Below are 20,902 nucleotides of genomic sequence, written 5' to 3' on the forward strand. Positions count from 1 at the left end.
AACGTGTCCCGATCCATGCCCGCCTCCCGCGTTCGGTATCCTTCATGATACCAAATCCGGGAATGCATAGCGAACGCTATTTGAGCCTTTCGATTCCGATGGCGCACCGCTCCGGACCGGGTTCCCAGCCTACCAGGGCCCGACTTTACTTGAGAGGCGCCCATAAAGCGCCGTATAGGCCTGCATCAGGGCTTCCGTCTGGTGCGCGACCTCCGGGTCGTCCATCAGACCCAGGGCCTCGATCTCGTCGAGCACGGTTTGCAGGCCCATGGCGTCCATGCGGTCGATCAATTGTTCGACCCGGTCGGGCGGAGGGGCCAGCGAGGGATGCTGTCCCGGCGGTACGAAACGGATGCCGAGTTCCACGCCGGATCGGCGAACGACCTCGGCCTCCAGCGTTTCGCCGTCGGACAGGGTCAGGGTCAGGCGTCCCTGGGGCGCGCTGTCGCCGTCCTGGGTTTCGATCCGGGCGCCGGTGGCGGAGATGTCCTTGACGAAGCAGCGGATCGAGGACGACCCGTCGCCCAGCACCAGCCACCCCCCCTTGAGCACCCGTCGGCGCCGGGCGCTTCTGCGGCGCGGGCCGTGGTCGTCGCTGTCATGGCTTCCATGATCCGCGGTCATTGTCCGTTCTCCCTTCCGTCCTGGGCGGGGTGGCGGCGGTCCAATGGGGCGCCCCGGGCGATCCGGTCTCCGCCGGTGCCTCAAATCGTCTCGCACTTTGCGCGCGCCGCCAAGCCGGATCGAGGGGTGTCCCCACCGAAATCAGGGCCTGCGCGCTCGGTCTAGAGGGGCAGGGGGCCGTTCGTGGCCAGCACGCCGCCCGCAAGATAGAGCGATCCGCAGATCACCACCCGACCGGAGCCGACCCGCGTTTCCGCGATCCGGTCCAGGGCGTTGGCGACCGCCTCGTGTTCGAGGACCGCGCGGGCGCCCGCGCGCCGCGCGCGGTCCGCCAGCCCCTCGGTCGGCAGGCCCGCCTGCGTGTCCGGGACGGGCACCACATGCACGGCCTCGGCCCGCGCGACCAGGGGGCGCAGGAAACCGACCGGGTCCTTGGTGTCGAGCATGCCGACCACCAGATGCAGCGGGCGCGCCGGCCAGGTTTCCAGAACGGCGGCGAGAGCCGCCCCGGCGCCGGGATTGTGTCCGCCGTCCAGCCAGACCTCCCACCCGTGGGGCAGGCGGGCCACGAGGGGGCCGCGCGGCAGCCGTTGCAGGCGCGCTGGCCAGTCCACCCGCGCGAGACCCGTGCGGATGGCGTGCTCGTCGGGCTGCAGGGGCGGCGGCAGGCTGCGCGCCATGCGGATCGCCTGGGCGGCGTTGGCGCGCTGGTGGTCGCCGGGCAGCGTGGGCATGGGCCACGCCTCGCCGTCCAGAAAGAAGCCGCCGCCCTCGGCGCGCCGCCACGTCCAGTCGCGCCCGTCCAGGCTGAGCGGCGCGCCCACCGCCGCGGCGCGCTGCTCAAGGACACCCGTTGCCTCGGGGGTCTGGGCGGCGCACACGGCCGGCACGCCCGGTTTCAGGATCCCCGCCTTTTCAAAGGCGATGGCGGAGAGGGTGTCGCCCAGATAGGCCTCGTGGTCCATCGAGATGGGTGTGATCGCCGTCAGCACCGGACGCTCGACCACGTTTGTGGCGTCCAGGCGTCCGCCCAACCCGGTTTCCAGGAGGACCACATCGGCCGGCGTGCGCGAGAACGCCAGCAGGGCCGCGCAGGTCGTGATCTCGAAGAAGGTGATGGGGTCCGGGCCGTTGACGGACTCGCACTCTTCCAGAAGCGCGGTCAGGTGGTCCTCGGCGATCAGCGTGCCCGCCAGCCGGATCCGCTCGGCGAAGCGCACCAGGTGGGGCGAGGTGTAGACGTGCACCCGCAGGCCCGCGGCCTCCAGCATGGCCCTCAGCAAGGCCACGACCGAGCCCTTGCCGTTGGTGCCCGCCACATGGACCACCGGAGGCAGGCGACGCTCCGGGTGGTCGAGTCGGGCCAGCAGGCGCCACACCCGGTCCAGCACCAGATCGATGGATTTGGGGTGCAGCGCCAGCAGCCGCGCCAGCACGCGGTCCGATGGCTGCGGACGCGACGAGGCCGACAGGGATGGGGCGACCCCGGTGGACACCGTCAGGCCTCGGGTGGGGGCTGATCGGCGGCGGTGGAGGCGGCCGCCGAATCCCCGGTGCGGCGCTCCCGCTCCGGCGCGGTCTTGCGACGCGCCGCCTTGTCGCCGTCGGACGGCGGCAGCACCTCGACGTCGGGATGGGGGTCTTCCGAGTCATCCACCGGGCCGGTGGGTTCCGTCTCCCGGTGGCCTTCGACGTGATCGGGGGTCACCACCGTCGGCAGGGTGGTCTGGGCGACCGGCTCCACGGGCACGGTCAGCAACCGGATCACCCGCGCCAGCGTGCCCTTCAGGGTGTCGCGCGGCACCACCATATCCACCATGCCGTGTTCCAGCAGGTATTCGGACCGCTGGAAGCCCTTCGGCAGCTTCTCGTGGATGGTCTGTTCGATCACGCGCGCCCCGGCGAAGCCGATGATGGCGCCCGGCTCGGCGATGGCGATGTCGCCCAGCATGGCCAGCGAGGCGGTGACGCCACCCGTGGTCGGGTCGGTCAGCACGACGATGTAGGGCAGGCCGGCGTCCTTGACCATGTCCACGGCCACGGTGACCCGGGCCATCTGCATCAGGGAGAGGATGCCCTCCTGCATGCGCGCCCCGCCCGACGACGGAATGGCGATCAGGGGCGCGTCCAGTTCGACGGCCTTTTCGGCGGCGGCCACGAAGCCCTCGCCGACGGCCATGCCCATGGAACCACCCATGAAATCGAAGTCGAAGGCCGCGACCACGGCCGTGCGGCCCTCGATCGGGCCATGGGCGACGATGAGTCCGTCGCTCTCGGCGGTGCGCGACTGGGCATCCTTCAGGCGGTCGGTGTACCGCTTGACGTCCCGGAACTTGAGCGGGTCGGCCGGCACCTTGGGCAGGGGGATGCGGTCATACGACCCGTCGTCGAACAGCATCGCCAGCCGGTGCTTGACGGGCAGGCGCATGTGATGGCCGCACTGGGTGCAGACGCGCCGAGCCTTGTCCAGCTCCTTGTGGAAGATCATGTGCCCGCAGGTGGAGCACTTGTGCCAGAGGTTGTCCGGAACCTCGCGCGTGCTGCCCACGAGGTTGCGGAACTTGGGGCGGACGTAATCGGACAGCCAGTTCATGGGGGCTCTCGTTGTGTCAGGCGCGGGCGGTGCGCACACCCTCGGCCAGCGCGGCGACGTAGGCGAGGGCGTCTTCGCCCTTGGCGATGCGGTCGACCAGGGCCGAGCCGACGACGGCGGCATCGCCGGCGCGGGCCATGGCGGCGGCCTGTTCGGGCGTGCGGATGCCGAAGCCGACGGCGACGGGCAGGTCCGTGCGCGCCCGCAGGCGGGCGACGGCTTCGGCCACCTGGGTTTCGTCGGCCGAGCGGGTGCCGGTGATGCCGGTGATGGAGACGTAGTACAGGAATCCGCCGGCGTGCGCGAGCACGGCCGGCATACGGGCCGCGTCGGTGGTCGGCGCGGCCAGCATGATGAGGTGCAGGCCGTGGGCGTTCAGCGGCCCGGTCAACTCGGGGGCCTCCTCGGGCGGCAGGTCCACGATGATGACGCCGTCGGCGCCGGCGGCGGCGGCGTCGGCCGCGAAGCGATCCACGCCCCAGCTATGGATGGGATTGTAGTAGCCCATCAGCACCACGGGGGTGTCCGTGTCCGTCTCGCGGAATCGGGCCAGCATCTCCAGGGTGCCCCTGAGCGTCTGCCCGGCCTTCAGGGCGCGCTGACCGGCGGCCTGGATGGTCGGACCGTCCGCCATGGGGTCGGAGAACGGCATACCCAGCTCGATGATGTCGGCCCCGGCCGCCGGCAATCCGTTCAGGATCGCCTGACTGGCCTCGCGGTCGGGATCGCCGGCCATGACGTAGGTGACCAGACCGCCCCGGCCCTCGGCCTTCAGGGCGGCGAACCGGGCCTGGATGCGGCCGGTCTCCGGCGTGGTCGCGGCGCTGCGGTGGCGGGGCGCAGTGGCGGTTTCCATTACAGGGACCCTCCCATCTCCACGCCCAGTTCGCGGGCCACGGTGTTGACGTCCTTGTCGCCGCGCCCGGACATGCTCAGCACCATCAGGTGATCCTTGGGCAGGTCGGGCGCCATCTTCATCGCCTGGGCCACGGCATGGGCGCTTTCCAGGGCGGGAATGATCCCCTCCAGGCGGGTGGTCTCCTGGAACGCCGTCATGGCCTCGGCATCGGTGATGGGCACGTATTCCACCCGGCCGGTGTCCTTCAGCCAGGCGTGTTCCGGCCCCACGCCGGGATAGTCCAGACCGGCGGAGATGGAGTGCGCCTCGGTGATCTGGCCGTCCTCGGTCTGCAGCAAGTAGGTGCGGTTGCCGTGCAGCACCCCCGGTCGCCCGCCGGTCATGGAGGCGGCGTGGCGCGGCGTGTCGATGCCGTCGCCGGCGGCCTCGACGCCCACGATCCGGATCGTCGGGTCGTCCAGGAACGGGTGGAACATCCCCATGGCGTTGGAGCCGCCGCCGATGCAGGCCACCAGACTGTCGGGCAGGCGGCCTTCCTGCTCCAGGATCTGGGCGCGGGTCTCGTCGCCGATGACGCTCTGGAAGTCGCGCACCATGGTGGGGTAGGGGTGCGGACCCGCCACGGTGCCGATCAGGTAATAGGTGTCGTCCACGTTGGCGACCCAGTCGCGCATGGCGTCGTTCATGGCGTCCTTGAGGGTCGCCGATCCGCTGGTGACCGACTTCACCTCGGCGCCCAGCAGCTTCATGCGGAACACGTTGGGGGCCTGCCGCTCGATGTCGGTCTGGCCCATGTAGATCACGCACTTCAGGCCGAACAGGGCGCACACGGTCGCCGTGGCGACGCCGTGCTGTCCGGCGCCCGTCTCGGCGATGATGCGGGTCTTGCCCATGCGCCGGGCCAGCAGGATCTGACCCATGCACGAGTTCACCTTGTGCGCGCCCGTGTGGTTCAGGTCCTCGCGCTTGAAGTAGATCTTGGCGCCGCCCAGGTGTTCGGTCAGCCGCCGGGCGAAGTACAGCGGGCTGGGGCGGCCCACGTAGTGCTTCAGGTAGCCGTCCAGCTCCGCCTGGAACGCGGGGTCGGCGCGCGCGGCCTGATACGCCTCGTCCACCTCCAGGATGAGGGGCATGAGGGTCTCGGCCACGTAGCGGCCGCCGAAGATGCCGAAGTGCCCGTTCTCGTCGGCGCCGGCGCGGAAGGTGTTGAGTGCCTTGGTCATCGTCAGCCCATCTCGTTGCGCCCGCGCCTTATAGCGCGGGGGTGCCCGCCGGGCCTAGAGCAAATGTCGGTCGGCAGCCCGGATCCTGAAGGTACGGCAGCGGGACGGGGCGTGGTTCATGGGGGCGCCAACCTGTGACCGGCACCACAGAGGGCGTGGGCCGGATCCGGTTCAATGGACACCATCCTGCCGATCGCCTGGACCGTCAGGATTTCTTAACGCAAGCGGAAGATCCTGTGTCAGGATTCCGTGGAACCGGGCCTTCAGAAAAGGGACGTCAGCCATGCGACCGGACCCCGTCCGCCCGTGCGCGTCGAAGGATGTGTTGCTGCTCAACGCGCCCCGGTTCAACGAACTGATCGGCAAGAACCCCGCCATCGTCGAGAAGCATCGCGGCTACAATCCGCCGCTCGGCCTGCTGTATCTGGCGGGATACCTGGAAAGCCATTCCGAACACCGGGTCTCGGTGCTCGACGCCCAGCCCAAGGGCTATACCTATCCCGAACTGGCCCGCGACCTGGCCGGACGGAGCGCCGACGTGGTCGGTCTGACGGCGATGACCTTCACGCTCATCGACGTGGTCGAGACCTGCCGGGTCATCCGCGCCGTGTTGCCGCGCGCCAAGATCGTGCTGGGCGGCCCGCATGTGCATCTGTTCCCGGCGGAAACCATCGCGCTCGACGACGTGGACTTCCTGGTCCAGGGGGAAGGAGAGATCGCCTTCCTGGATCTGCTGGACAAGATCGACTCGCCGGACCTCTGGCCGACGGTGCCGGGGCTCGTCTACCGAGACGAGATCGGGCGGGTGTGCAACAACGGCATCGCGACCAGCACGGACAAGCTGGACACGCTGGGGTTCCCGGCCCGGCACAAGGTGGACCGCGAGGACTACCGCTCCCTTCTCGGCCGCAAGAATGTGGTCACCACCATGTTCACCAGCCGGGGCTGCCCCTTCCGCTGCACCTTCTGCGACCGGCCCAACTCGCCGGTCATCTCGGGCTTCCGCTGGCGCAGTGCCAGCCACATCGCCGACGAGTTCGAGCAGTGCGTGGCGCAGGGCATCGACGAGGCCTTCATCTACGACGACACCTTCACGGTCCGGAAGGACAGGGTGCACGACCTGTGTGACGAGATCATCCGGCGCAAGATCAAGTTCACGTGGGACGTGCGCGCCCACGTCAACACGGTGGACAAGGACCTGCTGAAGCACATGAGCGAGGCGGGCTGCGACCGCATCCACTTCGGCGTCGAGGTGGGCAACGACCGCATGATGAAGGTGATCCGCAAGAACACCACCGTCGAGAAGGTGCGGGCGGCCTTCGCCGCCGCCAAGGCGGTGCGCATGGAAACGCTGGGCTACTTCATGGTGGGCCAGCAGACGGAGACAGCCGACGACCTGCAGGACACGCTCGACCTGGCCCGTTCGCTCAATCCGACCTATGCGCATTTCACGATCTTCTGCCCCTATCCCGGTACCCAGATTTATGCCCAGGCCCTTGAGAAGGGTATTCTCAAGTCGGACGTCTGGCGCGACTTCGTGCGCAACCCCGCGCCGGATTTTGAACTGCCGGTGTGGGAGGAGAACTTTACGCGTGACGAACTGCGCAAGCATCTGGTGATGATGTACAAGTCGTTCTACATGCGGCCCGGATACGTGCTGCGCAGCATGACCCGCATCCGATCGTCGGCGGAACTGATGCGCAAGGCCCGGGCGGGCCTGTCAGTGTTCACGATGACGCCGAACCAGAAACTCTACAAGACGGTGGTCCAGCCGGTGCCGGGGGCCGCCTACCCCAGCAACAGCTGATCGCGGCGGGTTGGGTGGAAGGAGCGGCGGCGGATGCTGACCATCGAGAACGGGATTGCCTCGGGGCGGGGTCTGGACGATTTCGCCTACATCGAGGGGCGGGGCGCCCTCGGCCGTCAGGCGATGCGCCTGACCCGCTGGCTGCGCGCCGTCCACGCCGGGCGCTTCCTGCCCGAAGGCCTGGAGGCGGAGGGCCGTCACCTCGATATCGGCTGCGGCGACGGCTACTTCCTGCGGCGCTCGCCGGCCGCCCATCGGTACGGCCTCGACCGCAAGCTGGGGGACCGGGCGGAGGACGGCCTGCCGTTTCCCGACGGGTCCCTGGACGTGGTCACCATGCTGGCCGTCATCGAGCACATCGCCGATCCCGAGCCCGTGCTGGCGGAGATCCATCGGGTGCTGGTTCCGGGGGGGCGGTTCATCCTGACCACGCCCCGGCGCGCCGCCGAATGGGTGATCGCCCTGTACGCCAGGGACATCGGCGAGGAGCACGAACGCTACTACACGGCCGAGAGCCTGCGCGCGCTGGCCGGGGATCGGTTCGACTTTGCCGGGTCGCGGGCCTTCTGCGCCGGCCTGAATCAGGCCTTCTGCCTCGTGAAGCGGTCGGGGACACCGTGATCGGAGACCCCCATCAGTCCCCCTCGGCCGTGGCCGGGGCGGTTCGGCCCACATCAGGGGGGCGCATCGAGCCGGTGGGTGTCGTAGCCGTCTACGCCGCCGTGGCGGTGGTCGTGGCGCTATGGATTTGGCCGCGACCGATCAACCACGACAGTGCCTTCCTGCTGCTGGCCGGCGAACGCTATCTGGACGGACTGTCCCTGTATCGCGACCAGTTCATGGCCAATCCGCCGCTGGCGCCGTGGATCCATGCCCTGATGGTGGCGGCGGACCGGCAGATGTCGGCGTTCGGCCTTCCCGCGCTGGGGATCCAGGTGCTGGTGCCCGGCGTGCTGCTGTGGTGCGCGGCGGCGGCGACGCTGGCGGGGGCGCTCCTGGCGCGGAGCCCGGATCTCGGGCCGCGCGCCCGTACCTGGCTGCCGCTGGTCCTGTTCGTGATCCTGACCGTCGCCCCGACCGTGGACTTCGGCCAACGCGACCACCTGTTCGTGATCGGTGCGGTCCCTTACGCGATTCTGGCCGGCCTGCGTCTGGACGGCCGGGCCGTCCCGCGCGGACTGGGCGTGGCGGTGGGAGCGCTGGCCTTCCTTGGCATGGCGCTGAAGCCCCATTTCCTGCTGTTGCCGCTGGTGCTGGAGATCGCTGTTCTGTGGCGCCACCGGCATTGGCGGACGCCATTCCGGCCCGAGACCCTCACCCTGGGCGGGCTGCTGGGCGGATATGCGCTGCTGGTCGTGGCCCTCTACCCGGACTACTTCGCGGTCAATCTGCCTGTGTATGCGCGGGTCTTCGGGTCCTTTACGCAGCCCATCGGCAACCTGCTTCTGCGGCCCGAAACGGTGCTGTTCACGATCGCCCTGCTGGGGTGGCTGAGGCTGCGGCCCCGCCCCGCCGACGGCATCGTGGTGGCGGCTCTGGTGGCGGCCGTCGCGGCGCTGGCCATTTTCCTGCTGCAGAAAAAGGGCTGGAGCTACCAGAGGGTTCCGGTTCTGGTCTTTGGCGCCTGGCTGCTGGCTCTGCTGGCCTTCACTCGCATGCGGGTCAGTACCGGGACCGGGCGCGTCTGGACCGTCGCCGGACTCGCCGTGGTATGTCTCCTGGTCGGTCAGCGAGCCCATGTGGCCGACCGCATTTATCGCCTGGATTTGGCGGCGGCTCTGGCCGAGGCCGGGGGCGGCGCGCCGGTGTATGTGTTCACGACCAATGTCTCGATCCCTTATCCCGGTCTTCAGGTTGCGGGGGTCGAGCCCGCCTCTCGGTTCAACACGCTGTGGATGATCCCGGCCCTGGCCCGGGCCGAGGCGGAGGGCCGCGCGGCCGACCTGGCCGATGTGGAGCGGTTCGCCCGCGATGCGATCCTGGCGGATTTTGAACGGCGCGGGCCGGGCGCGGTCGGCGTCGATGTCCGCGATCCCAAGCCCTACTTCGGCCCGGTGTCGTTCGACTATCTGCCCTGGGCCCTGCGGGACCCCCGGTTCGCCCGGTTGTGGTCCGCATACACCCTGTCCGAGACCCGGCAAGGGTTCGAGATTTATGTGCGCACGGGGCCCTGGCCGCCCGAGTTCGATGAGGATGAGTATCCATGACCAAACCCGAGGCCCTTCAAGGGTCGCGCGGCCTGACCGTGATTGTGCCGTGCTACAACGAGGAAGGCGGCGTCACCCAGGGCATGAAAGACCTGATCGACGTGGTCTCCGGCCTGGGCCTGCCCTTCGAGATTCTGGCCGTGGACGACGCGTCGGAGGATCGGACGCTGTCCTGCCTCGAAGCCTTCGGGGACGGCATCCGCATCCTGCGCAATCCCCGCAACATGGGGTACGGCGCCGCGCTCAAGCATGGCCTGCGCAAGGCCCGCTACGACTTCATCGCCATCACGGACGCGGACGGCACCTATCCGCCCGAGCATCTGCCCGACCTGGTCAAACTGGTCGTGGAGGAGGGCGCGGACATGGCCGTCGGCGCGCGCACCGGCGACAAGGTCGCGGTGCCGATGATCCGCAAGCCGGCCAAGTGGTTTCTGGGCCGACTGGCGAACTTCGTGGCCGGTCAGCGGATTCCGGACATCAACTCGGGGCTGCGCGTGTTCCGTCGCGATGCGGCCATGCAAGCGTATACGCTGTATCCGGACGGCTTTTCGTTCACGACCACGATCACGCTGGCCATGATGACCAATGGCTTCGACGTGCGCTACTGCCGCATCAATTACCTCAAGCGCATCGGTCGCTCCAAGATCCATCCGATCCGCGAGCCGGTGAACTTCGTGCTCCTGATTACGCGGATCTCGCTGTATTTCGCGCCGCTGAAGCTGTTCGTGCCGGTCAGCCTGGGTCTGGTCGCGCTGTCCATCGCCTGGGGGCTCGCGTCCTATCTGCTGCTCGACCAGTTTGCCGACGTCACCACGCTGATCCTGTTCGTCACGGGCCTGCAACTGGGCGTGCTGGGCATGCTGGCGGAGATGATGAACAAGCGCCTGCACCAGGACTTCCAGAAACGGAGTTGGTGATACCGGGCGACAGCGCCGGCCGCGCGAAGCGGCGGAGGCGATAAAGCGGACGAGTCCGGTTCATCGCCGATCAGTATGAGGCGGGTCGCCGCTGTGATGCGCCCTCAATCCACCAGCAGCAGCGTGGCCAGCACGGCCACCAGGCCCCAGGGCAGCACCTGCAGGACCGGGTTGCGGCGCGGGCGCATGGCCTTCAGCGTGTCGGGATGCAGCCGGAGGCCGTCCTCGCCCATCAACGAGGCGGCCCGGTCGGCATGCTCCAGGATCCGCGGCAGGCGTTCGGCGGCGCCGGTAATGGACTCCATGCCGTCCCGCAGGCGGCCCATGGGCCCCAGGTTTTCGATCATCCAGGCCTCGATCATGGGGCGGGCCAGTTCCCACATGTTCACCGACGGGGCGACGGTGCGCCCCACGCCTTCGGTGACCAGCATGCTCTTTTGCAGCATCAGAAGCTGGGGCTGGGCCTCCATCTCGAAGGTCTCGGTCACCTGGAACAGTTGGCCCAGCAGGCGGGCGATGGAGATCTCGTTGAGCGGTTTGCCCATGATGGGTTCGGCGATGGACCGGCAGGCCTGGGTGAAGGACTCCAGGGACTGGTCGGCGGGGATCCAGCCGGCCGTGAAGTGCGCCTGGGCCACCCGGCGGTACTCGCCGTTCAGGAAGCCCAGCAGCATCTCCCCCAGATAGCGCCGGGTGGGGCGGTCGATCCGGCCCATGATGCCGAAATCCACGGCGACCACGGTGCCGTTCGGCTCCACGAACATGTTGCCGGGGTGCAGATCGGCATGAAAGAAGCCGTCCCGGAAGACCATGTTGAAGAAGGCATCGGCGGCGCGCCGGATGATCTCCAGCGGGTCCAGGCCGGCCGCAAGCAGGCGGTCCACCTCGTCCACCGGCACGCCGACGATCCGTTCCTGGGTCATCACCCGCTGGCTGGTGCGGCTCCAGTCCACTTCGGGCACGCGGAAGGTCGGGTCGTCCTCGAAATTCTCGGCCATCTCGCTGGCGGCCGCTGCCTCGAACCGCAGGTCCATCTCCATGTTCACGGAGTCCTCGAACATGCGGATGGTCTCGACGGGCTTCAGGCGGCGCAGGTCGGGGCGGGCGGCCTCGACGATGTCCGCCAGCCAGTACAGAACGGCGATGTCGCGGCGGAAGTTGGTGGCCACATCGGGTCGCAGGATCTTCACCGCCACCTTGCGCCCGGTGGGGTGGTTCAACTCCGGCGGCGTGACGGCGAAATGCACCTGCGCGATGGAGGCGGCGGCGACGGGCGTTTCGTCGAACTCCGCATACATCGTTTCCAGCGGGCGATCGAACTCGGATTCGATGATGCGCCGGACCTCGCTGAACGGGAACGGCGCCAACTGGTCCTGAAGATCCGACAGGTCCGCCGCGATCTCCTCGCCCAGCAGGTCCGAGCGGATGGACAGCGCCTGGCCGAACTTGATCGCGGTCGGCCCGAGTTCCGCCAGGGCGCGGGCCAGCCGCTGCCCCGGGCGGCCCGGGGCATTGCGGTTCACGAACAGGCGGGCGGCCGACACGACGGGCGCGGCCACGCCGACCCGCTCCATCAGGAACAGGGCGTCATGGCGCGCCAGGACACGCGCGATCACCCACAGGCGGAGCAGGATTCGGGGCAGGCGGAGCATGACACCGGGCCGGACAGGGGAATGGAAGGGGCGGCCGGACTAAAGGCGCACGCCGGAATGAACGGCGGCGATGCCGGCCGACAGGTTTCTGTAGCGCGCGCGCTGCAGGCCGGCGGCGGTCATGCGGCGGACCAGCTCGTCCTGCGACGGGAACCGCCGGATGCTTTCCGCGAGATATTCATAGGACTCGCGGTCCCGCGCCACGATCTGGCCCAGCGTCGGCAGCACCGAGAACGAGTAGGCGTCGTACAGCCGGTCCAGGCCCGGCAAAACGACCTTGCTGAACTCCAGGCAGAAGAACCGGCCGCCCGGTTTCAGCACGCGGCGGGCCTCGGCCAGGGCGGCGTCGATCCGGGTGACGTTCCGCAGGCAGAACGCGATGGTGTAGACATCCACGCTGGCGTCATCCACGGGCAGGGCCTCGGCATCGCCCACCAGCCAGTCCAGGCCGTCCACCAGGCCCCGGTCCAGCGCGCGGTCGCGGCCCACGCGGATCATGCTCTCGTTGATGTCGCTCACAAGCACGCGCCCGCCGCCGGCCACGGGGACCGAAACGTCGGTCTCATCCTCGTGCCCCGCCACGCGGGCCCGCTGGCGCGCCATGAACTCCGCCTTGCGCGTCATGCGGTCGAGCAGCCGGAAGGCGATGTCGCCGGTGCCGCCGCCCACGTCGAGGCAGGTCATGCCGGGCCGGGGCGCGACCTGGGAGACGAACGAATCCTTCCACAGGCGGTGGACGCCGCCGCTCATCAGGTCGTTCATCAGGTCGTAGCGCGAGGCCACGGAATCGAAAACGCCCCGCACCATGCCGGCCTTTTCGGCCGCGCGGACGGTGCGGTATCCAAAGTGGGTGGAGTCCGGGTCGGCCGACGCGGCGGAACCGGACTCCGGAAAGTCGGAGCCGTGCTGTGTCATGGCGCGCACCTTAGCCGATCACGTCGGACGGTGCTAGATATGTCGCAACGCGGAAGCGGCCCCTTTTTGCAGGACCCGCCGCGCCGATGGAGAGGCGGAACGCGATGCCAGAACTGCCCGAGGTGGAGACCGTCCGGCGCGGCCTGATCCCGATCCTGAAGGGGTATCGGCTGGCCGCGGTGACGGTGCGGCAGCCGCTGCTGCGCTGGCCGGTGCCGCGCGGGTTCGCCCGGGCGCTGACCGGGCGACGGGTGGTGGATCTGGGCCGCCGGGCCAAGTACCTGCTGATCCATCTGGATGACGGCCACGTGGTGATCGCGCACCTGGGCATGTCGGGCTCTCTGGCGGTGCGGCCGCAGGGACCACCGGACCCGCACGACCATGTCCTGTTCGACACCGAGGAGGGTGTTCGCGTCACCTATCACGACCCGCGCCGATTCGGCTCGCTGCACCTGACGACGGCGCCGGAGCTGGCCAGCCATCCGCTCTTCGCGCATGTGGGGCCGGAGCCCCTGGACGACGCCTTCGACGGGCCGGCGCTGGCGCGGCGGCTGGCGGGCAAGCGGTGCTCGATCAAGGCCGCCCTGCTGGACCAGCGGGTCGTCGCGGGTCTGGGCAATATCTATGTGTGCGAAAGCCTGTTTCACGCCGGGCTGTCGCCGCGCCGCCTGGCGGGCTCGGTGACGGGCGCGCGCGCGAACCGCCTGGTGCGGGCCATCAAGACGGTGCTTGCCGCAGCGCTGGAGTCGGGCGGTTCCACGCTGCGCGATCACCGCCAGGCGAACGGCGAGCTGGGCTACTTCCAGCACACGTTTTCCGTCTACGGCAAGGAAGGCAAGCCTTGCCCCGGCTGCGATTGCGATCCGGCGCGGACCGGCGGCATCCGGCGGCTTGTCCAGACCGGGCGCTCCACATTTTATTGTGCCACACGACAGCGGTGATGTAGCGTTCCGGCGATGCAAAACCTGCCTGAGAAAGCGTTGCGCAGTGTGATGGTCGCCGCGGCCCTGGCGGCGGCTGCGCCGTGCGCGCTCGCCCAGGACGGCGCGCCCGCCGAGCCAACCGCCGGGCCATCCGCCGGGCCATCCGCCTTGGGGCCGGCCAGCTTCGTGAGCGGAACCGAGGACCTGCCGCTGATGGCTGGTCTGCGCGAGGTTCCCGAGCGGGGGGTGGTGTTCGAAAGCCCCAACGGCCGCATCGTCGAGACCTGGGCCGTGGGCTACGTGCCGGCGGAGCGGGTGCGCGCCTTCTACCGGGAGAGCCTGCCGCATCTGGGCTGGCGGGCGGGGGACGACGACCTGACCTTCCGCCGCGAAGGGGAGGTGCTGACCCTGGACTTTCCCGCCGCCGGCAAAGACACCGCCCCCGGCGCGGCGCTGACGGTGCGGTTCCGCATCACGCCCGACCCCTGAACCGGGGCGCCTGCCTGGTCCTGATTGCAAGCCTGATTCAGAAGACTCGACTGATCCCCCGCGCCCGACGCGGGCCAGAACGCGGAGCACGATCCCATGGCCTACGAGAACATCCTGGTCGAGACCCACGGCAAGGTGGGCGTCGTCATCCTGAACCGCCCCAAGGCCCTGAACGCCTTGTCCAAGGGGCTGGTCCGGGAACTGGCGCAGGCGCTGGACGCCTTCGAGGCCAACCCGGAAATCGGCGCCATCGTGCTGACCGGCAGCGAAAAGGCCTTCGCCGCCGGGGCCGACATCAAGGAGATGGCCGCCAAGTCCTACATGGACGTGTTCATGGCGGATTTCATCACCGTGGATTGGGAGCGCGCGAGCGCCTGCCGCAAGCCCGTGATCGCGGCCGTATCCGGCTATGCCCTGGGCGGCGGTTGCGAGCTGGCCATGATGTGCGACTTCATCCTGGCGGCCGAGAACGCCAAGTTCGGTCAGCCCGAGATTACCATCGGCACCATGCCGGGGGCGGGCGGCACCCAGCGCCTGACCCGGTTCGTGGGCAAGTCCAAGGCCATGGAAATGTGCCTGACCGGGCGCATGATGGATGCGGCCGAGGCGGAACGGTCCGGGCTGGTCAGCCGCGTGGTGCCCGTGGACGACCTGAAGGACGAGGCCATCAAGGTGGCCTCGCGCATCGCGGATCTGTCGCTGCCGGTGGTCATGATGACCAAGGAATCGGTCAATCGGGCCTATGAGACCACCTTGTCCGAGGGCGTGCGCTTCGAGCGGCGCATCTTCCACTCCACCTTCGCCACCAGCGACCAGAAGGAAGGCATGGCCGCCTTCGTCGAAAAGCGCCAGCCGGATTTCAAGAACAAGTAGGCGGTTCAGGCCGCTTGCGGCGCAGTTCCGCGCTTTCCCGGTTGACGGGACGGGGACCTGCGCCTATAAAACGCCCCTTCCGATTTCACGCGGACGGCGTCTTTCGGGGCCGTCGCCCTTTCGGGCGTGCGGGCCCGGGCCGCGCAACGGGCGTTTCCGTTCGCGGCCCAGGCCGGTCCCGATCGCAACAGACCCTGTCACACCACGTTTCAGAGCCGAGGGAAAGCGAGCATCCATGGCGAACCATCAGTCGGCCAAGACGCGCATCCGCCGCAACGCGCGTCGCACCGCGATCAACCATTCGCGTATCAGCCGTATCCGCACCTTCATCAAAAAGGTCGAAACGGCCGTGGCCAGCGGCAATGCCGATGAGGCTCGTGCTGCCTTCCGCGCCGCCCAGCCGGAAATCCATCGCGGCGTGACCAAGGGCGTGCTGCACCGCAACACGGCCGCCCGCAAGATTTCGCGTCTGTCCGCGCGCGTGAAGGCCCTGGGCGCCTGATCCTCCAGGCCACGCCGTGCCGACGACGGCCCGCTCCCGGGTGACTCCGGGTGGCGGGCTTTGTCGTGCGCACGTGCCCTCTGGTCGGCTGACGCTCGTGCTTGGCCCGAGCGCCGCGATGCGGTATTCAGGGCCCATTCCGTCCGCGCCCGGACGGGCGGCCCGCGTCGGTCCGGCCGCCCACCCTGAGGGCAGGGACGGTCCTCCGGTCAGAATGGAGCCGGTCGATCGATGAGCGGCAACCCGACGACACCCAGCCCCGCGCATACCGCGTCCGACTCCGGCCGCGGGACCCGTCAGCGCGGCTGGTGGATTCCCTATACCTTCGTGCTCGGCTTCATGGTGGTGCTCGGCGCCAACATGACCATGCTGTATTTCGCCACCTCCACCTTCTCGGGGCTCAGCACCCGGCAGGCCTACGTGGAGGGGCTCGCCTACAACGACAAGGTCGCGCAGGAAGAGGCGCAGGAAGCCCTGGGCTGGACCTGGACGGCCGATCTGGTCGGGGTGGACCGGGATGGCGACGTGCGCCGCGCGACCCTGCGCCTGGATGGCCGTGATGCCGAGAATCGGCCTCTGTCCGGCGCGTCCGTCACCGCGGAGATCCGGCGACCGGCCGAACAGGGCATGGACCAGACCGTCTCCTTCGTTCCGGTGGGAGAGGGGGGCTACGAAACAGCCGTCACCCTTCCCAAGCCGGGTCAGTGGGACATGCTGTTCACCGTGCAGCGGGGCGACGACACCTTTGTGATGCGTCGCCGCCTGCGGACGGAGTGACCGCTTGACCGCCGAGACGGCCGGGTTCGACGGCGCCCCGATGCCGTCCGAGGGCTGGACGCATTGCCGACATTGCGGCGAGCCCATCACCGACGACTGTTGCGCTGCCGGTCGCCCCGGGTTCTGCTGCGTGGGCTGCGAGGGGGCCTTCAAGCTGGTCAACGGGCTGGGGCTCGACCGCTACTACGAGCGGCGCTGCCTGGACCCCGAGACGCGCGCCCTGAAGCCGGACACCGATCCGGACGCCATTCCGGACTACACGCCGCATGTCAGCGAGGGGGCCCAGCCCGGGGAAGCCGCCGTTCACCTGCTGGTGGAGGGTCTCCACTGCGCCGCCTGCGTCTGGCTGATCGAGCGCCTGCTGACCCTGCAGCCGGGCGTGACCCATGCCCGCGTCAACATGACCACCCGCCGGCTCACGCTGCGCTGGATGCCCCAGGATGACCGGGACGACCCGGCCACCGAGGACCGGGGCGCGCGGCGGATTCTGGATCCGGTGCTGGCGGTGGGATACCGCCTCGTCCCCTACGATCCGGCCGCGCTCGGCCGCGACACGGACCGCACGGAAAAGGCCCTGCTGCGCGCCATGGCGGTGACCGGGTTCGCGGCGGGCAATGTGATGCTGTTCTCGGTCTCGGTCTGGTTCGGCGGCGACATGGGGGCCGTGACCCGCGATCTGATGCACTGGCTCTCCGCCCTGATCGCGCTGCCGGCCATCGCCTACGGCATCCGTCCGTTCGCGCGCTCGGCCGTCACCGCGCTGCGGGCGGGGCGGGCCAACATGGATGTGCCGATCACGCTCGCCGTGCTGCTGGCCGCCGGCATGAGCCTGTGGGAGACCGCGCGTGGCGGTCCCCATGCGTATTTCGATGCGGCCGTCATGCTGCTGTTCTTCCTGCTCATCGGGCGCTACCTGGACAGCCGGGCGCGCGGCCGGGCGCGCTCGGCGGCGGAACACCTGCTGGCCCTGGGCAGCCGCTCGGTCACCGTGATCGAGCCCGACGGCAGTGCCCGCGCCAGCCGGCCGGAGCGGGTGGCCGTGGGCGCCACCGTGCTGGTGACCCCGGGCGAGCGGGTGGGCGTGGACGGCACGGTGGCGTCCGGGGTCAGCGACCTGGACACCAGCCTGATTACCGGCGAGAGCGCCCCGCGCCGCACCGGCCCCGGCACGCGGGTGTTCGCCGGCACGCTGAATCTGTCGGCCGCGCTGCGCGTGACCGTGGATGCGGTGGGCGAGCGCACTCTTCTGGCCGAAATCGTGCGCATGATGGAGGCCGCCGAGCAGGGCCGGGCGCGCTATGTGGCGCTGGCGGACCGGGTGGCGCGGTTGTATGCGCCGGTCGTGCATGTGCTGGCGCTGGGCGCGTTCCTGGGTTGGTGGCTGGGGGCCGGGCTGCCCTGGCAGGATGCATTGCTGATCGCCGCCGCCGTGCTCATCATCACCTGCCCCTGTGCGCTTGCCCTGGCCGTGCCGGTGGTGCAGGTGATCGCCAGCGGCCGGCTTCTGCGGGCCGGCCTGTTCCTCAAGAGCGCCACCGCGCTGGAGCGCCTGCGGGAGGCCGATACCGTGGTGTTCGACAAGACCGGCACGCTCACACAGGGGCGCCTGGAGCTGTGCCCGGGCGGCCCGGATGCGCCGGGCGGGGGCTGGGGCTGGACGCCGGACGACCTGCGCCTCGCGGCGGGGCTGGCCGCGAACAGCCGGCATCCCCTGGCGCGAGCGATCGCGGCGGCAGCCCCGGGCACGCCCGCGCTGCCCGGCGTGGTCGAGCATCCGGGCGCCGGCCTGGCCTGGGACGGCGATTCCGCCGGGCCGGTCCGTCTGGGCTCGGCCGCGTTCTGTGACGCGCCCGCCGATCCCGACGGGGAGGGCGGCCCGGAACTCTGGCTGCGGCGGGGGCCGGGGACGCCGGTCCGGTTCCGGTTCACGGACACCGTGCGGACGGACGCCGCCGCCGTCGTTTCGGCCCTGAAGGCGCGGGGCATGGCGGTGGAACTGCTGTCCGGCGACCGCCCGGCCACGGTGGCGGCGGTGGCGCGCGCAGCCGGGCTCGACACCTGGCGCGCGGGGCAGACCCCGGCCGACAAGGTCGCCCGGCTGGCGGCGTTGCGCGACCAGGGGCGGCGTGTGCTGATGGTGGGCGACGGGCTGAACGACGCCCCCGCGCTGGCGGCCGCGCATGTCTCGGCCTCGCCCTCCAGCGCCGTGGATGTCAGCCAGACGGCGGCCGATGTGGTGTTCCAGGGCGAGCGGCTGGCCCCGCTGCTGGGGGCGCTGGCGGTGGCGGACCGGGCCGACCGGCTGGTGAAGCAGAACTTCGCCCTTGCGTTTTCCTACAACGCGATCACGATTCCCCTTGCCCTGGCCGGGCAGGTGACCCCGCTGATCGCCGCCGTGGCCATGAGCACGTCGTCCCTGGTCGTGATCGGCAACGCCATGCGCCTGTCCCGCCGCGAACCCGTCGGCCTTCCAGCCCAGGAGCAAGCGGCTTGAACATCCTGCTGTTTCTGATTCCCCTGGCGCTGGCCCTGGGACTGCTGGGTCTGGTGGCGTTCCTGTGGGCGCTGCGCAGCGGGCAGTTCGACGACCTGGACGGGGCGGCGCACCGGATCCTGTTCGATGATGATCCGCAGGACGGGCCGGGACAGCCGTGACGGAACGGGAACGAACGTCCGCCTTTGGAAGACCTTCCAAAGAGCGGGCGCGTCTATGAGGCAACCATGATATGGGTTGATCTGGATCAAATGCGGGCGGTTCGGAGCCCGCGCGAGACCGGGAAGGAGTCTGGGTCATGAACCGTGCCGCCGCCACCATCGCGCGTCGTGACGCCTCTCCGGCATCGGCGGACTGGCCGGGCGACGTGCTGGCCCGGGCGGACAAGGCGCGGGTGCGCACCCGGTCCTGCGCGCAGTGCGACCTGGGCTCGCTGGCCTTCTGCGACGGCTTCGCGCCGCGCACCGTGTCCTCGATCCGCCGCGTGCAATGCACGGTGCAGCATGACGCCCATGATACCCTGTTCCGCGAGGGTGACGAGGGCGCCGCCGTCTACAGCGTGCTGTCCGGGGCGATCAAGGTCTACAAGCTGATGCCCGATGGACGCCGGCAGATCACCGGGTTCTTTTTCCGGGGCGACATGTTCGGGTTCTGCCTGGACGGCAGCTATGCCTACACGGCCGAGGCGATCACGCCGATCGAGGTGTGTCGCCTACCCATGCAGCGGCTGAACGACCTGTCGGAGACGGCGCCGGAGGTGCAGCACCGCATCATGCTGCGCATGACGGCCAAGCTGGCCCAGTTTCACAATCACGTGCTGCTGCTGGGGCGCAAGACCGCGCGGGAGCGGGTGGCCACGTTCCTGCTGTCGCTGTCCGACCGGGCGCGGCGGCGGGGCGATCCGCCGTCGCCGCTGGCCCTGCCCATGGGGCGGGCGGACATCGCGGACTATATCGGCCTGACGGTGGAGACGGTCAGCCGCACCATGACGGCGTTCAAGCGGGACGGGCTGATCGACCTGCCCACGCCCAACCATATCGACATCTGCCGCGCCGAGGCCCTGCGCGCCGTCTCCGACGGGACGGCGCGCGGATAACGGCGCGCCGGATCAGGCCGACAGGTCCTCACCGAGGCCAGAGGCCCGGGCCAGGGGCTCGTTGGGGCGCAGTTCGGCGTCCCACGGGAACAGCAGCCACAGCTCGCTTTTCACCGGCACGGCGAACAGATCGACGGTGGTCTGGCCCTCGGGCTTGGCGTAGACGGTGGCGATGGTGGCCTTGGGCAGCAGCTCGCGCACGACCCGCGCCGTCAGGCCGGAATCCACCAGATCGTCGATCACCAGCCAGTTCTCGCCGTCGCCCACCAACTCGGTGTCCACGCCCTTGAGCATGCGCGGCTGACCCTGGGCACGGTCGTCATAGCTGGCGATGCTGACCGCCTCGACGGTGCGGATGTCCAGTTCGCGGGCGATGATGCAGGCCGGAATCAGCCCGCCGCGCGCAATGGCGATGATGCCGGCGTAATGATCCTGCTGGGCCAGGATCCGCTGCGCCAGCATGCGGGTATCGCGATGGAAGATCTCCCAGGGGATCGGCATGTAAATACTGTGAGTGTAGTCCTTGGCCATCGATACCGTCCATCCGAAGTGTGGCGCGCGAGGGCCCTTCCATACCCTCCTGGCCCGGGGCGGGCAACACTGCCGGACGGGATACCAACGACGAGGCTCTGGACGGCGGCCCCGGGAATCCCCCATACAGGAAACCCGACGATACGCCAGCGGATGGACAACGCATGCTGCACACCCTTACGGCCGGACGGGGCATGATGACCGCGCCGCATCATCTGGCGGCGCGCGCCGGCCTGCGCGTTCTGGAGGACGGCGGCAACGCCATCGAGGCCATGGTGGCCGCCGCCGCGACCATCGCCGTGGTCTACCCGCACATGAATGGCCTGGGCGGGGATGCGTTCTGGCTGGTGGCGCGGCCGGGCCGCGCGCCCCTGTCCATCGAGGCCTGCGGCGCGGCGGGCCGGTCCGTGACCCCCGAGA

21 protein-coding genes are annotated in these 20,902 nt (G+C 69.5%); 13 read left to right on the forward strand and 8 right to left on the reverse strand.

What is annotated here, in order from left to right:
* Positions 1 to 129: 129 nt before the first annotated feature.
* The 5 genes from GHC57_RS15910 to trpB form a co-directional block, all read right to left on the reverse strand.
* Entirely contained in the window at positions 130 to 624 is a 495-nt protein-coding gene (locus tag GHC57_RS15910) for a PilZ domain-containing protein (protein ID WP_153346040.1), read from the reverse strand.
* 161 nt (positions 625 to 785) lie between these two features.
* Positions 786 to 2,120: a bifunctional folylpolyglutamate synthase/dihydrofolate synthase gene (locus tag GHC57_RS15915; RefSeq protein ID WP_343031194.1), complete on the reverse strand. Its 1,335-nt coding sequence runs from the start codon at positions 2,118 to 2,120 to the stop codon at positions 786 to 788.
* Between the two features lie 2 nt (positions 2,121 to 2,122).
* Positions 2,123 to 3,217: an acetyl-CoA carboxylase, carboxyltransferase subunit beta gene (gene accD / locus GHC57_RS15920; RefSeq protein WP_153346041.1), complete on the reverse strand. Its 1,095-nt coding sequence runs from the start codon at positions 3,215 to 3,217 to the stop codon at positions 2,123 to 2,125.
* A 16-nt stretch (positions 3,218 to 3,233) separates the two neighbouring features.
* The gene (gene trpA / locus GHC57_RS15925) at positions 3,234 to 4,073 is read right to left on the reverse strand and encodes a tryptophan synthase subunit alpha (protein ID WP_153346043.1); all 840 of its coding nucleotides are present in this window, start codon (positions 4,071 to 4,073) and stop codon (positions 3,234 to 3,236) included.
* Positions 4,073 to 5,299: a tryptophan synthase subunit beta gene (gene trpB, locus GHC57_RS15930; RefSeq protein ID WP_153346045.1), complete on the reverse strand. Its 1,227-nt coding sequence runs from the start codon at positions 5,297 to 5,299 to the stop codon at positions 4,073 to 4,075. Before trpB ends, trpA begins: the two co-directional genes overlap by 1 nt.
* 283 nt (positions 5,300 to 5,582) lie before the next feature.
* Between trpB and GHC57_RS15935 the strand changes: the two genes are divergently transcribed.
* The 4 genes from GHC57_RS15935 to GHC57_RS15950 all read left to right on the forward strand — a co-directional run bounded on the left by GHC57_RS15935 (position 5,583) and on the right by GHC57_RS15950 (position 10,230).
* On the forward strand, positions 5,583 to 7,106 hold the full coding sequence (locus GHC57_RS15935; protein WP_170294922.1) for a B12-binding domain-containing radical SAM protein: 1,524 nt from the start codon (positions 5,583 to 5,585) through the stop codon (positions 7,104 to 7,106).
* 33 nt (positions 7,107 to 7,139) lie between these two features.
* Positions 7,140 to 7,727 carry a class I SAM-dependent methyltransferase gene (locus tag GHC57_RS15940; protein ID WP_153346049.1) on the forward strand — a complete coding sequence of 196 codons (588 nt, stop codon included), beginning with the start codon at positions 7,140 to 7,142 and terminating at the stop codon, positions 7,725 to 7,727.
* 74 nt (positions 7,728 to 7,801) lie between these two features.
* Positions 7,802 to 9,313 carry a hypothetical protein gene (locus GHC57_RS15945; protein WP_153346051.1) on the forward strand — a complete coding sequence of 504 codons (1,512 nt, stop codon included), beginning with the start codon at positions 7,802 to 7,804 and terminating at the stop codon, positions 9,311 to 9,313.
* Positions 9,310 to 10,230, forward strand: a complete 921-nt coding sequence (locus tag GHC57_RS15950) for a glycosyltransferase family 2 protein (RefSeq protein WP_153346053.1) — start codon at positions 9,310 to 9,312, stop codon at positions 10,228 to 10,230. The genes GHC57_RS15945 and GHC57_RS15950 overlap by 4 nt, the downstream gene beginning before the upstream one ends.
* Positions 10,231 to 10,334: 104 nt before the next feature.
* Here the strand turns inward: GHC57_RS15950 and ubiB are convergent, their stop codons facing one another.
* Complete coding sequence (gene ubiB, locus GHC57_RS15955; protein WP_153346055.1) at positions 10,335 to 11,882, reverse strand: 2-polyprenylphenol 6-hydroxylase; 1,548 nt, start codon at positions 11,880 to 11,882, stop codon at positions 10,335 to 10,337.
* Positions 11,883 to 11,921: 39 nt separating this feature from the next.
* The gene (locus GHC57_RS15960) at positions 11,922 to 12,797 is read right to left on the reverse strand and encodes a class I SAM-dependent methyltransferase (protein ID WP_153346057.1); all 876 of its coding nucleotides are present in this window, start codon (positions 12,795 to 12,797) and stop codon (positions 11,922 to 11,924) included.
* Between the two features lie 104 nt (positions 12,798 to 12,901).
* Between GHC57_RS15960 and mutM the strand changes: the two genes are divergently transcribed.
* The 8 genes from mutM (at position 12,902) to GHC57_RS16000 (ending at position 19,951) form a co-directional block, all read left to right on the forward strand.
* On the forward strand, positions 12,902 to 13,738 hold the full coding sequence (mutM, locus tag GHC57_RS15965) for a bifunctional DNA-formamidopyrimidine glycosylase/DNA-(apurinic or apyrimidinic site) lyase (RefSeq protein ID WP_153346059.1): 837 nt from the start codon (positions 12,902 to 12,904) through the stop codon (positions 13,736 to 13,738).
* A gap of 48 nt (positions 13,739 to 13,786) precedes the next feature.
* Positions 13,787 to 14,209 carry a hypothetical protein gene (locus tag GHC57_RS15970; RefSeq protein WP_153346061.1) on the forward strand — a complete coding sequence of 141 codons (423 nt, stop codon included), beginning with the start codon at positions 13,787 to 13,789 and terminating at the stop codon, positions 14,207 to 14,209.
* Positions 14,210 to 14,305: 96 nt separating this feature from the next.
* Positions 14,306 to 15,082, forward strand: a complete 777-nt coding sequence (locus GHC57_RS15975) for an enoyl-CoA hydratase (RefSeq protein ID WP_153346063.1) — start codon at positions 14,306 to 14,308, stop codon at positions 15,080 to 15,082.
* Between the two features lie 235 nt (positions 15,083 to 15,317).
* The gene (gene rpsT / locus GHC57_RS15980) at positions 15,318 to 15,584 is read left to right on the forward strand and encodes a 30S ribosomal protein S20 (protein WP_153346065.1); all 267 of its coding nucleotides are present in this window, start codon (positions 15,318 to 15,320) and stop codon (positions 15,582 to 15,584) included.
* Between the two features lie 231 nt (positions 15,585 to 15,815).
* Positions 15,816 to 16,361 (forward strand): FixH family protein, encoded by a 546-nt coding sequence (locus GHC57_RS15985; RefSeq protein ID WP_153346068.1) that lies wholly within the window; start codon positions 15,816 to 15,818, stop codon positions 16,359 to 16,361.
* 40 nt (positions 16,362 to 16,401) lie between these two features.
* Positions 16,402 to 18,855, forward strand: a complete 2,454-nt coding sequence (locus GHC57_RS15990) for a heavy metal translocating P-type ATPase metal-binding domain-containing protein (protein WP_153346079.1) — start codon at positions 16,402 to 16,404, stop codon at positions 18,853 to 18,855.
* Complete coding sequence (ccoS, locus tag GHC57_RS15995; protein ID WP_153346070.1) at positions 18,852 to 19,016, forward strand: cbb3-type cytochrome oxidase assembly protein CcoS; 165 nt, start codon at positions 18,852 to 18,854, stop codon at positions 19,014 to 19,016. Before GHC57_RS15990 ends, ccoS begins: the two co-directional genes overlap by 4 nt.
* Before the next feature lie 137 nt (positions 19,017 to 19,153).
* Complete coding sequence (locus GHC57_RS16000; protein WP_153346072.1) at positions 19,154 to 19,951, forward strand: Crp/Fnr family transcriptional regulator; 798 nt, start codon at positions 19,154 to 19,156, stop codon at positions 19,949 to 19,951.
* A gap of 12 nt (positions 19,952 to 19,963) precedes the next feature.
* Here GHC57_RS16000 and gpt read toward each other — a convergent pair whose 3' ends face one another.
* A complete protein-coding gene (gene gpt / locus GHC57_RS16005; RefSeq protein WP_153346075.1) occupies positions 19,964 to 20,482 on the reverse strand; it encodes a xanthine phosphoribosyltransferase in 519 nt (172 codons plus the stop codon).
* A gap of 164 nt (positions 20,483 to 20,646) precedes the next feature.
* Here gpt and GHC57_RS16010 point away from each other — a divergent pair.
* A partial coding sequence (locus GHC57_RS16010; RefSeq protein WP_211369222.1) for a gamma-glutamyltransferase occupies positions 20,647 to 20,902 on the forward strand: 256 nt, incomplete at its 3' end.

The organism is Roseospira navarrensis (genome assembly GCF_009601025.1).
GTDB classification, from domain to species: Bacteria; Pseudomonadota; Alphaproteobacteria; order Rhodospirillales; family Rhodospirillaceae; genus Rhodospira; species Rhodospira navarrensis.

Coding starts and splice junctions, on each gene's coding strand:
- GHC57_RS15990 (WP_153346079.1), top strand. CDS start 16,402: ATGCCGTCCGAGGGCTGGACGCATTGCCGACATTGCGGCGAGCCCATC.
- mutM (WP_153346059.1), top strand. CDS start 12,902: ATGCCAGAACTGCCCGAGGTGGAGACCGTCCGGCGCGGCCTGATCCCG.
- GHC57_RS16000 (WP_153346072.1), top strand. CDS start 19,154: ATGAACCGTGCCGCCGCCACCATCGCGCGTCGTGACGCCTCTCCGGCA.
- GHC57_RS15960 (WP_153346057.1), bottom strand. CDS start 12,797: ATGACACAGCACGGCTCCGACTTTCCGGAGTCCGGTTCCGCCGCGTCG.
- GHC57_RS15950 (WP_153346053.1), top strand. CDS start 9,310: ATGACCAAACCCGAGGCCCTTCAAGGGTCGCGCGGCCTGACCGTGATT.
- GHC57_RS15940 (WP_153346049.1), top strand. CDS start 7,140: ATGCTGACCATCGAGAACGGGATTGCCTCGGGGCGGGGTCTGGACGAT.
- GHC57_RS15935 (WP_170294922.1), top strand. CDS start 5,583: ATGCGACCGGACCCCGTCCGCCCGTGCGCGTCGAAGGATGTGTTGCTG.
- ubiB (WP_153346055.1), bottom strand. CDS start 11,882: ATGCTCCGCCTGCCCCGAATCCTGCTCCGCCTGTGGGTGATCGCGCGT.
- rpsT (WP_153346065.1), top strand. CDS start 15,318: ATGGCGAACCATCAGTCGGCCAAGACGCGCATCCGCCGCAACGCGCGT.
- accD (WP_153346041.1), bottom strand. CDS start 3,217: ATGAACTGGCTGTCCGATTACGTCCGCCCCAAGTTCCGCAACCTCGTG.
- GHC57_RS15985 (WP_153346068.1), top strand. CDS start 15,816: ATGAGCGGCAACCCGACGACACCCAGCCCCGCGCATACCGCGTCCGAC.
- gpt (WP_153346075.1), bottom strand. CDS start 20,482: ATGGCCAAGGACTACACTCACAGTATTTACATGCCGATCCCCTGGGAG.
- GHC57_RS15975 (WP_153346063.1), top strand. CDS start 14,306: ATGGCCTACGAGAACATCCTGGTCGAGACCCACGGCAAGGTGGGCGTC.
- trpB (WP_153346045.1), bottom strand. CDS start 5,299: ATGACCAAGGCACTCAACACCTTCCGCGCCGGCGCCGACGAGAACGGG.
- trpA (WP_153346043.1), bottom strand. CDS start 4,073: ATGGAAACCGCCACTGCGCCCCGCCACCGCAGCGCCGCGACCACGCCG.
- GHC57_RS15910 (WP_153346040.1), bottom strand. CDS start 624: ATGACCGCGGATCATGGAAGCCATGACAGCGACGACCACGGCCCGCGC.